This window comes from Streptomyces sp. NPDC001156 (genome assembly GCF_053598275.1).
On record NZ_JBSFJX010000499.1, the window covers coordinates 1 to 1,733 of the forward strand.

Below are 1,733 nucleotides of genomic sequence, written 5' to 3' on the forward strand. Positions count from 1 at the left end.
GGCCCACGTCTGGGACGGCTCATGGTCACCCACGGAATCGGGGTACAGGAGCGGCAGACCTTTCGAGTAGTGGAGACTGACGAAGACTTCTTCGAGACCGCATGATCGGTCCAGGTTCTCGGCCCGTCCCTGTGGGCGAGAGGTTTTCCCGCGCGCAGAACACGAGCCGTACAGCGAGGGCTGGAGCGTCGGCGTGGGCCAGCCGCGAAGAGCGGAACCCCCGCTGTGAAACGAGGCGGACTGCCTGCAGCAAGCAGCACCGGGGAGGGGCGGGTTATGGGAGCCGGTGCGGAGGTCCGGGCGGTCTTGGGCGATGCCTGGTGGGATGGGACGGTCAGGCAGTCCGAGGAGCTGACCAGGGCGGCGGAAGTGCGGGGTCCAGGTGCGGTGGGGCGGCTGGACGCGCTGCTGCAGGCGTGGGCGGTCGGGTTCGCGGCCGTGCGGCCCGATGTCCTGTCTCCGCGCCTGGCTGCGTCCCGGCGGGGTCTTGGGGCGGACGAGGCGGCGGGGTTTCTGGCGGCGCTTGACGCGCGGGTTTTTCATGTGGACTTTGCCGGATTCGTCGTGCCGCAGGTGTTCCGGCCCAAGGCTTCCGGCGGCCGATATGCCTTGTTCAGCCGTAACGGCTCGGGCATGGCAGTCAACTTGGAGTATCTGATCCAGATGGCCGCGGCGGCGGAGCTGCTGATGGTTCACGGGGTGGCGGGGACGGATATCTGCTTCGAGCAGGGGGAGTTCGATGCTGTGGTGGAGAGCGGCGGTGTGCCGGTGCTGGCCATGGAGGCCAAAGCCGGAATCGCGGGGGCGGACGGGCTGCTGGAGTTGCTGAGCTCCCTGCTGAGGCTGGGCGCGAATCCGCAGGCGGCGGCCACCGGCAATCATTGGCGTAAGTACGCGGCACTGTTGGATATGACGGCATCGGGACCGGTGGTGTTGTGGCTGGTGGCCGACGGCGCACGCTGGGCCTTTGACGCGAACACGGTTGCTGGGACCGTGCGGCTGACGCCCCGTACGACCGCGGGAGGACCTCTCATCCACTGACACGCGCGTATCCGCTGGTCAGCGATAGCTCGAGAACAAGCTGTGCATGAGGGGTACCCGCCGGCGGGGTGCCCCTCACTCCTGCACGTGGTCGCCCGCGCACTCCGGGCAGGCGTATACCTCGGTGTCGAGGACATGAGCACCGATCCGGCCGCGGGAGATGCCCGCGCTGACGGCCCCGCCCGACAGCGTTTTGCCGCACCAGCAGCAGGCGCGCCCGGCGTGCTGCTCGTAGCTCAGATCTGCGGTGGGCGGGGGGTTCCTGCGGGTCACGGCCGGTTGGCGAGCGGGACCAGGCCGTGTCTCACAGCAGTCGGCACAGGTGGGCAAGCAGGTTGCGGCTACCGTGGCCGACGCAACGCTAGTGCGCATGCGGTGTCCCCCAGGATCGTGACGCGATTCGGGTCGCCGGTGGGGGCGGCGGACGGCTATGCAGGCGGCGCGAGCATCTCACGGACGTTCCGGGGAGGCACCTGTTACCCCGGGTCATTCTTTGACTACTGATCGGTAGCCGGGGAAAGCCGGAAGGGGTGCCCACGCCACCAACGGCCAAGGCCTCGAACTGGCCAAGGTCGGTACGGCGTGGCGCATCTCCATTGGTGGCGTCTAAAGGTGACCGTGTGGAAGTAGGGTCAGGGACTGGGGCGGTGACGCGTGACGCTCCGTTTCCAGTCCCCGCCCGTACCGCTTCA

At 68.3% G+C, this 1,733-nt stretch carries 2 protein-coding genes; one reads left to right on the plus strand and one right to left on the minus strand.

Annotation, left to right across the window (positions count from 1 at the left end; genetic code table 11):
- Positions 1–387: 387 nt before the first annotated feature.
- Positions 388–1,041 (plus strand): hypothetical protein, encoded by a 654-nt coding sequence (locus ACWDA7_RS52565; protein ID WP_450615279.1) that lies wholly within the window; start codon positions 388–390, stop codon positions 1,039–1,041.
- A 75-nt stretch (positions 1,042–1,116) separates the two neighbouring features.
- Here the strand turns inward: ACWDA7_RS52565 and ACWDA7_RS52570 are convergent, their stop codons facing one another.
- Complete coding sequence (locus ACWDA7_RS52570; RefSeq protein WP_450615280.1) at positions 1,117–1,314, minus strand: hypothetical protein; 198 nt, start codon at positions 1,312–1,314, stop codon at positions 1,117–1,119.
- Positions 1,315–1,733 lie beyond the last annotated feature (419 nt).